Annotated in this window: 8 protein-coding genes; all 8 read left to right on the forward strand. The window is 66.8% G+C overall.

All coding sequences use genetic code 11. The features are described 5' to 3' along the window. On the forward strand, positions 1 to 134 hold a 134-nt coding region (locus tag QZY44_RS12255; RefSeq protein ID WP_295446597.1), incomplete at its 5' end, for an IS4 family transposase. A 266-nt stretch (positions 135 to 400) separates the two neighbouring features. Continuing rightward, positions 401 to 787 carry a lactoylglutathione lyase gene (gene gloA, locus QZY44_RS12260; protein ID WP_295446586.1) on the forward strand — a complete coding sequence of 129 codons (387 nt, stop codon included), beginning with the start codon at positions 401 to 403 and terminating at the stop codon, positions 785 to 787. Between the two features lie 11 nt (positions 788 to 798). After that, entirely contained in the window at positions 799 to 1098 is a 300-nt protein-coding gene (cowN, locus tag QZY44_RS12265) for a N(2)-fixation sustaining protein CowN (protein WP_295446588.1), read from the forward strand. A gap of 9 nt (positions 1099 to 1107) precedes the next feature. Continuing rightward, a complete protein-coding gene (locus QZY44_RS12270) occupies positions 1108 to 1551 on the forward strand; it encodes a DUF2721 domain-containing protein (protein ID WP_295446590.1) in 444 nt (147 codons plus the stop codon). A 14-nt stretch (positions 1552 to 1565) separates the two neighbouring features. Further along, positions 1566 to 7208: an excinuclease ABC subunit UvrA gene (uvrA, locus tag QZY44_RS12275; protein WP_295446591.1), complete on the forward strand. Its 5643-nt coding sequence runs from the start codon at positions 1566 to 1568 to the stop codon at positions 7206 to 7208. Positions 7209 to 7287: 79 nt separating this feature from the next. After that, positions 7288 to 7830 (forward strand): hypothetical protein, encoded by a 543-nt coding sequence (locus tag QZY44_RS12280; RefSeq protein WP_295446593.1) that lies wholly within the window; start codon positions 7288 to 7290, stop codon positions 7828 to 7830. Positions 7831 to 8045: 215 nt separating this feature from the next. Further along, positions 8046 to 8453 (forward strand): lysozyme inhibitor LprI family protein, encoded by a 408-nt coding sequence (locus tag QZY44_RS12285; protein WP_295446594.1) that lies wholly within the window; start codon positions 8046 to 8048, stop codon positions 8451 to 8453. Positions 8454 to 8480: 27 nt separating this feature from the next. Beyond that, on the forward strand, positions 8481 to 8686 hold a 206-nt coding region (locus QZY44_RS12290; RefSeq protein WP_295446595.1), incomplete at its 3' end, for a hypothetical protein.

Below are 8686 nucleotides of genomic sequence, written 5' to 3' on the forward strand. Positions count from 1 at the left end.
CGTTGGGCGGCTTCCTCAACCGCAAGAATGACGGTCATCCCGGCCCCAAGACGGTCTGGATCGGGTTGCAGCGCGTACATGAGTTCACCATCGCACTCCAGGCCCGCGAAGATATGGTGAGGACATGTGTATAAGGATGAGGGCTCCAGCGTGGGAGCAAGGGCGGGCGCTCCGCGTCCCGTCTGGCGCCTGGACGCAAAGCGCCCGCACGGCATTCCCACGCTGGAGCGTGGGAACGAGAACACACATGCGTGACACCGCTGGAGCGGTGTCACGAGAGCCAGGGGGCGGCGTTTCGATCAAGTTCCTTGGTCCGCACAGCGGACCCTACGGGTGCGTCCCAAGCCGTAGGGTCCGCTGTGCGGACCAATCGCCGCCAAACTATCATGAGGAAATTGCTATGCGAATATTACATACGATGCTGCGGGTCGGTGACCTGAACCGGTCGATCGACTTCTATACCAAGGTCCTGGGCATGGCCCTGCTGCGCCGCCAGGACTATCCGGAGGGGCGCTTTACCCTGGCCTTCGTCGGCTACGGGGCCGAGTCCGAACAGGCGGTCATCGAGCTGACCTATAACTGGGACACCAGTGCCTATGTCCTGGGTGCGGGCTTCGGTCATATCGCACTGGAGGTGGATGATGTCTACCAGGCGTGCACCCAGATCCGGCAGTTGGGCGGAAAGATCATCCGCGAGGCCGGGCCGATGAATGCGGGCACCACGATCATTGCCTTCGTGGAGGACCCGGACGGCTATGCGATTGAACTGATCGGGTGCAAGGGCTGAGGTGATCGGTGTTGAATCCTGAATCGAACGACGGCGCGACCACGGATCGCTATCGCAGTTTCGTTGGCCTGGACTGCGACGCCAAGGCGCGCGAATTGGTGGAGGCCCTGCGTGAGGCGATGGGGCGGGACGATAGAGCCGACCCCTTTTGGGACTATTTCCAGGCTAAGCTCAATGGGACCAAGGGGCCGACCTATGACGAACTGTATCACCTGCACTGCCATCTCAATGATTTGCGGGATCTGCTTGAGCGCTGGGACGAGGCGAGCTTGGCAGCACTTTTGGAAGATCTGGAAGTTAATTGTTGTTAGGTGTTAACCATGCCCACACAACCAGCGATCTCCGACATTTCGCACCTCATCGCGCTCTCAGTCGCGCCGGTCTTTCTGCTCGCCGGGGTCGGCTCCGTGCTCGGGGTCATGGCCGCCCGACTGTCGCGGATCGTCGACCGGGCGCGGGTGGTGGAGGGGGTCGTCCTGGCTGAGCCGGATAGCGAGGGACCGTTGCATCTGGAGATGCTGATGCTGGAGCGGCGTGCCCGCGTCATCAGTCGGTCCATCGCGCTCTGTACCCTTACGCTTCTCCTGGTGTGCACGGTGATCGCCTTGATGTTTCTCAGCGCCCTGTTCTCATTTGACACCGCCACGGCCGTGGCCGTTTTGTTCATCTCGGCGATGCTGGCCTTTATCTGCGCGCTGACCCTGCTCTTTCGCGAGATCATGCTGGCCACGGCGGCGCTACGCTTTGGCCCCATTTTGAAGTGAGGCCGGTCCCACCTATGCCGAACCACCCCGACTGTATCCGCCTGCGTGGTGTACGGCAGAACAATCTCAAGAATCTGGACCTGGACCTGCCGTTAGGCGAGTTGGTCGTCGTCACTGGGGTCTCGGGCTCCGGCAAGTCGTCGCTGGCCTTCGATACGGTCTATGCCGAGGGTCAGCGGCGCTATGTCGAGACCTTCTCTCCCTACGCCCGCCAATTCCTGGACCGGATGGACCGGCCGGCGGCAGACCGGATCGAGGGCATCCCGCCGGCCATCGCCATCGATCAGACCAACCCGGTGCGCACCTCCCGCTCCACCGTGGGGACCATGACCGAGCTGGCGGATTATCTCAAGCTGCTGTTCGCCCGCGCGGCGCGGCTCTTCTGCCGGGGTTGTGGGCGGGAGGTCCAGCGCGACACGCCGGAGTCCATCTGGGCGCAGCTGACGGCGGGGGTCGAGCGGCCAAGGGTGCAGGTCTGCTTCCAGGTTGCGGTGCCGGAGTCGCTCGGCGCGGCCGATGTCCGGCAGATGCTCGCCCAGCAGGGCTATGTGCGGCTGCTGGTGGAGGACGGCCCGGTGCTCACGGTGGTCCAGGACCGGCTGCGGCTGACGGACGAGAACCGTGGCCGCGCGCTGGAGGCGATCGAGACGGCCCTGGAGCGCGGCCATGGGCGGGTGCTGGTCTATCCGGTCGGGCCGGACCAGGAGCTCGGCGAGCCGTGGCGCTTCTCCGCCGACCTGCACTGCCCGGACTGCGATCTGAGCTATCGTGAGCCCGTACCGAATCTGTTCTCCTTCAACTCACCCATTGGTGCCTGCGAGACCTGTCGCGGCTTCGGTCGCACCATTGGGATCGACTGGGGGCTGGTGATCCCTGACCCGGGCAAATCGCTGCTCGAGGGGGCGATCAAGCCGATCCAGTCGGAGAGCTATGCGGAGGTGCAGGAGGCGCTGCTGGGCTTTGCGCAGCGCCGCGGCGTCCCGACCGATGTGCCCTGGCGCGACCTGCCCCAGGCGGATCGCGACTGGGTGATCGAGGGTGAGGGGGACGGCGATTGGGACAGCGGCGACTGGGTCGGCATCCGGCGGTTCTTTGGCTGGCTGGAGGGGCGTGCTTACAAGATGCATGTGCGGGTGCTGCTGTCGCGCTACCGGTCTTATGACCTCTGTCCGAACTGCCAGGGGGCGCGGCTCAAGGACGAGGCGCTCGGGTGGCGTCTGGGAGCCGGGGCGTCCCGCCCCGGCGGCCTCGCGGGCGGGACGCCCGCGCTCCTCAACATGCAGGACCTGATGGCCCTGCCGGTGGATCGCTGCCGGGACTTCTTCGCGCACTTGGTACTCCCGGGCGTTCTGGACCAGGCCCTGGACCTGGTGCTCACCGAGGTCCGCTCCCGCCTGGGCTATTTGTGCGCGGTGGGCCTGCCGTACCTGACCCTGGATCGCCAGTCCCGCACCCTCTCCGGCGGTGAGGTGCAGCGGATCAATCTCACCACCGCGCTCGGCACCGCGCTGGTGAATACCCTGTTCGTCTTGGACGAGCCGAGCATCGGCCTGCACCCGCGCGACCTGGACCGGGTGGTGGGTGTGCTGCACCGACTGCGCGATCAGGGCAACTCGCTCCTGGTGGTGGAGCACGATCCGCAGCTGATGCGCGCGGCGGATCGCATCATCGATATCGGACCAGGCCCCGGGGAGCACGGCGGACACCTTTGCTTCGAGGGGACGCCCGCCCAGTTGCTGGCCACCACGGGCTCAGTGACCGGAGATTATCTCGCCGGCCGCCGCCGGGTGGCGGAACCACACACTCCGGAGCCGCCCCCGCCGGGCAGCCCCCGCATCGCCATCCGCGGGGCGCGTGCCCATAATCTCAAGGGCTTGGATGTCGATATCCCACTGCAGCGACTGGTGGTGGTGACCGGGGTCTCCGGCTCCGGCAAGTCCACCCTGATTGGCGACGTGCTCTATAACGCATTGTGTCAGTTGAAGGCCCACCCGGATGAGGCGCCCGGCGAGTTCGCCGGCATCGATGGGGATGAGCTGATTGCCGACGTGACCCTGCTGGACCAGTCGCCCATCGGCCGTACCTCACGCTCCAATCCGGCGAGCTATGTCGGCGCACTCGACGTGCTGCGCAAGCGCTTCGCCGTGCTTCCGCTCGCCAAGGAGCGGGGCTACACCGCCGGGACCTTCAGCTTCAACGCCGGCAACGGGCGCTGCCCCACCTGCGGGGGCAACGGCTTCGAGCACTTGGAGATGCAGTTTCTCTCCGATGTCTATCTGCGCTGCGCGGACTGTGACGGGCGACGGTATCGCGCCGAGGTGCTGGAGGTGCGGCTGCCCGCGTCGGTCGGGGGTACGGAGCTCTCCATCGCCGACGTGCTGGATCTCACCGCCACGCAGGCGCTGACCCGCTTCGCGGACGATCGCGAACTCGCCCGCGCGCTCGAGCCCCTGACCGCGGTGGGTCTGGGGTACCTGCGCCTGGGCCAGCCGGTGCCGACCCTGTCGGGCGGGGAGGCGCAGCGCCTGAAGCTGGCCGGACATCTGAGCAAGACCGGGCGGGCCAAGGGCCGCACTGGCCTGGGGTCGAGCGGCCAGGGGCTGCTGTTCCTGATGGACGAACCGACCACCGGGCTGCATGCGGCGGACGTGGCCGTGCTGCTCACGGCGCTGCGGCGGCTGCTCGGTGAGGGTCACTCGCTGGTGGTGATCGAGCACAACCTGGACCTGATCGCGGCGGCGGACTGGGTCATCGACCTGGGACCTGAGGGTGGGGACGGGGGCGGGGAACTGGTCGCCGTCGGCACGCCCGCAGAGGTGGCCCGACATGCCGGGAGCCACACCGGGCGGGCCTTGTGCGACTATCTGGAGCAAACGGCGGGCGGTGGGGTCGCGAGTCGCTTGAGCGGCAGTGTGGCTGATGGGGCGGGTCGCGGCGGGGGCGCCGCTCCTACGCAGGGCAGCGCCATCGCCGAGGCCCCGGCGCCTGCGTATGGGCAGGCACTCCAAACCGCTGCGGCTTTCCACTTTCCACTCTCCACTGACCACTGCATCGACATCCTTCACGCCCGCGAGCACAACCTCAAAGACCTGACCGTCGCCATTCCCCGCGGCCGTTTTACCGTCATCACCGGCGTGTCGGGCAGCGGCAAGAGCACGCTGGCCTTCGACATCCTGTTCGCCGAGGGCCAGCGGCGCTATCTGGAGTCGCTCAACGCCTATGCCCGCCAGTTCGTCCAGCCCGCCGCCCGGGCGGACGTGGAGGCGGTGCGCGGCATACCGCCGACGGTTGCGATCGAGCAGCGGGTGAGCCGCGGCGGGGCCAAGAGCACGCTCGGCACCCAGACCGAGATCCACCACTTCCTGCGCCTGCTCTATGTGAAGCTCGGCACCCAGTATTGCCCGGGGTGCGAGTTGCCCATTGAGCCGCTGGACCGGGAGGCGATCCTCGCGCGCATCTTGCGCGACCAGCGCGGCCAAGCGGTCGCCCTCATGGCGCCCCTGGTCGTCGCCCGCAAGGGGTTGTACAACGAGCTGGCCGCCTGGGCCTTGCGCAAGGGGTGGTTCGTGCTGCGGGTCGACGGCGAGCCGGTCGACACCCGGACCTGGCCGCGTCTGGACCGCTTCCGCGAGCACTCCATCGACCTGCCGGTGGGCGAGCTCAAGGTCAGCCCGAAGACTGAAGACGAACTGCGTACCCTGCTCGAGCTGGCGCTAGACCTTGGTAATGGCTTGGTGCGGGTGGTGAGGCTCGTCGACGGGGCCTGGGGCCTCGATACGCCCTACTCCACGGCGCGCTCCTGCCCCGGTTGCGGGCGCGCCTTCCCGGAGCCGGACCCGCGGCTCTTCAGCTACAACTCAAAACACGGCTGGTGCCCGGACTGCTTCGGCTCGGGGTTGGAGCTTGTCGGGTTCGATGGGGAACAGACCGGGGAGGAGGGGCAGTGGCTGGAGCCCGGGACCGAGCACCAGAGTTGTACCAGTTGCCATGGCGCCCGCCTGAACCCGGAGGCACTGTCGGTGCGCTTTCGCGGGCGCTCCATCGCCGAGCTTGCGGCCCTCACGGTCACCGGGGCCACCGATGCCCTGGCCGCTTGGGCACTCACCGAGCGCGAGGCCGCCATCGCCCGCGACCTGCTGGCGGAGGTGCGCGAGCGGCTCGCCTTCCTCGCCCAGGTCGGCCTAGGCTATCTGACCCTGGACCGGGGCGCGCCCACCCTCTCCGGCGGCGAGGCGCAGCGCATCCGCCTCGCCGCCCAGCTCGGTTCCAACCTGCAAGGGGTCTGCTACGTGCTGGATGAGCCCAGCATCGGGCTACACCCCCGGGACAACCGGCGGCTGCTCGATACCTTGACGCGGCTGCGCGACCGGGGCAACACCGTCGTCGTCGTCGAACACGACGAGGAGACCATCCGCCGCGCTGAGCACGTCATCGACCTGGGTCCGGGGGCCGGCGTGCAGGGCGGCTGGGTGGTCGCACAGGGGACGGCGGAGGACCTGATCGCCGCCCCCGACTCCGTCACCGGCCGCTTCCTGGCGCGCGACCGCGGTCATGGGCTCCAGATCCAGGCGCGCCGGCCGGCCCCGGGCAAGGGCGAGTGGCTCGCCATCCGCGGTGCCCGGCTGCATAACTTGAAGGGCATGGATGTGCGGCTGCCGCTGCGGCGGCTCACCTGTGTCACCGGGGTCTCGGGGTCGGGTAAGTCCAGTCTGGTGCGGGATGTATTGGTGCGCAGCCTGAAGGGGTTGCTGGGGGACGCCGATGAGGCGGTCCGCGCCGGGCGTAAAGGCGGCGAGTCGGCGGCGCGGCGGGGCGTGCATGGGTGCGACGGGCTCTCCGGCTGGCACGCACTGAGCCGGGTGCTGGAGGTCGACCAGACCCCCATCGGCAAGACCCCGCGCTCCTGCCCGGCCACCTACGTCGGCTTCTGGGACCGCATCCGCAAGCTCTTCGCCGCGGCCACAGAAGCGCGCATCCAGGGTTGGGGCGCGGCGCGTTTCTCATTCAACATCACCGGCGGGCGCTGCCCGGCCTGCGAGGGCCAGGGCATGCAGCGCCTGGAGATGAGCTTCCTGCCGGACGTGCGGGTGCCCTGCGACGTCTGCGGCGGCAGCCGCTTCGATCGCGAGACGCGGGAGGTCCGTTACCTGGGGCTCGACATCGGCGAGGTCCTGGCCCTGGACGTGGACCGGGCGGTCGAGGTCTTCGCGGCCCACCCGGCCATCCGCCACCCCTTGAGCCTATTGCAGGAGGTGGGCCTGGGCTACCTGAGCCTGGGTCAGGCCAGCCCGACCTTGAGCGGCGGCGAGGCGCAGCGCATCAAGCTGGTCACCGAACTCACCAAGGCCCGCCCGAGCGCCGACGGCACGCACCCACGGCCGACCCTCTATGTCTTGGACGAACCCACCGTCGGCCTGCACATGGCCGATGTGGAACGCCTGATCGCCGTGCTGCACCGTCTGGTGGATGCCGGCCATACGGTGATAGCCATCGAGCATGACCTGGACCTGATTGCCGCCGCCGACTGGGTCATCGACCTGGGGCCGGAGGGGGGTGAGGCGGGCGGGCAGGTGGTGGCCGAGGGGACGCCGGAGCAGATTGCGGCTGATGGTGGAGATCTGCCGACGGCCGTCGCTTTGCGGGAGTGGCTGGGCTGAGCCAAGCGCGGGCCTTGATCATGATCCCGGCCACCGCACCCAGCCTCGCGCTCGTGACACCGCTCCAGCGGTGTCACGCATGGGTTGGGCGCTGTGCGCCCCGAGGGCCAGCAGCCCGGACGATCAATGCCCAAGCGAAGACGCGCACAAGATTGAAATGGCTCGCCTCTTCTTGGCTGCAGCATCGGAAGTGGATGTAGTTGCCAAGCAGCTCTGCTTCTTGGTGGATAAGGCCGCCACCGCAGAAAATATAGGACAGTATCGCGCCGTGCTACGGCGCTGCCTGCCAGAGATAGAGAGTTCCCTTATCACCATTCCGCGTTATGGCTTGGATTTGCGGCCTTGGAGTAATTGGCAGGAAGACAAGACGCCTGATTGCTGGAGTGCCCACAACAAGGTAAAACATCAACGAGGCGAGCACTTCGCTCTTGCAAACCTCGAGAACGTACTCAATGCGATGGCGGGCCTATTCTTGATTGTTCTCCACTACTACAGGCGCGTCATTGATGGTAGGCGGATTGAGCCGCCGCCGAATTTGTTTGATCCGCCAGCCGACTTAGCTATGGTCTGTCCGACCGCGAGTGGACGCATGGCGCTGTTTTTCAACGAGTACGATCGCTGAACTGAAAAGAGTTGCGTAGTTTGGGGTGAGCTTTGCGAACCCCAACAGAGGGTTGCCCCCGCGGCAGATGTTGGGGTTCGTTCCTCACCCCAACCTACGACCCTGTTGGAACGTCGGAAACCCCCCACCGGCTAAAGGCTCCACCTCCTGTTGCTGACTGAGGACGGCTGGCCGAGACGGTGATCAACTCCCCCCTGGTCAAATCCGGAGATCTTATGCGAGCGCTCCTGCTCTGTGCTGTCTTACTCTTGGCGCCGACGGCGACCCTGGTTGCCCAAACGCAGTTTGAGATGAACCAGGGAAGTAGTGAGGAGTACCAGTCCGCCGATAGGAAATTAACCACTGCATATCAACGGATTCTTCGCAAGTACGCCAAGAATCCTGTATTTCTGAAGAATCTGAAAAGCGCCCAGCGGCGATGGATACAGTGGCGAGACGCGGAGCTGGCGATGAAGTTCCCGGAACGGGAAACAGGGTTCTACGGCAGCATGCTGCCCATGTGCCAGGCGGGCTATCTCACTGAGCTGACCGTCACCCGAACCAAGCAACTGGAAGCGTGGCTTAAACCGTCCGCCGAGGGCGATGGTTGCGCAGGCAGCCTCGGTGATTTCGTGCAGGAATAGCGCTTCGCCAACCTCCGCGGGGCATCCGTGCCCCGCGCCGTCGGTTCAGTCTTCCAAGTCGGGGTCGAGCGACCCCAGGACGCCTGGCCCTACCGGGCGCGATTTCAGCGGAACAAATCGAGCGGTGACCAGGGCTTTGGTGCCGCCGCGGGGGCGGGCGGTGCGGTCTTGGCAGCGGGTGCTTTGGCCGCCGGAGCCGCGGCCGGCTTGGGCGCGGCGGCGGCGGGCGCGGC

The organism is uncultured Thiodictyon sp. (genome assembly GCA_903837595.1).
Classification (GTDB): domain Bacteria; phylum Pseudomonadota; class Gammaproteobacteria; order Chromatiales; family Chromatiaceae; genus Thiodictyon.

Coding starts and splice junctions, on each gene's coding strand:
- gloA (WP_295446586.1), top strand. CDS start 401: ATGCGAATATTACATACGATGCTGCGGGTCGGTGACCTGAACCGGTCG.
- QZY44_RS12270 (WP_295446590.1), top strand. CDS start 1,108: ATGCCCACACAACCAGCGATCTCCGACATTTCGCACCTCATCGCGCTC.
- uvrA (WP_295446591.1), top strand. CDS start 1,566: ATGCCGAACCACCCCGACTGTATCCGCCTGCGTGGTGTACGGCAGAAC.
- QZY44_RS12280 (WP_295446593.1), top strand. CDS start 7,288: ATGGGTTGGGCGCTGTGCGCCCCGAGGGCCAGCAGCCCGGACGATCAA.
- QZY44_RS12285 (WP_295446594.1), top strand. CDS start 8,046: ATGCGAGCGCTCCTGCTCTGTGCTGTCTTACTCTTGGCGCCGACGGCG.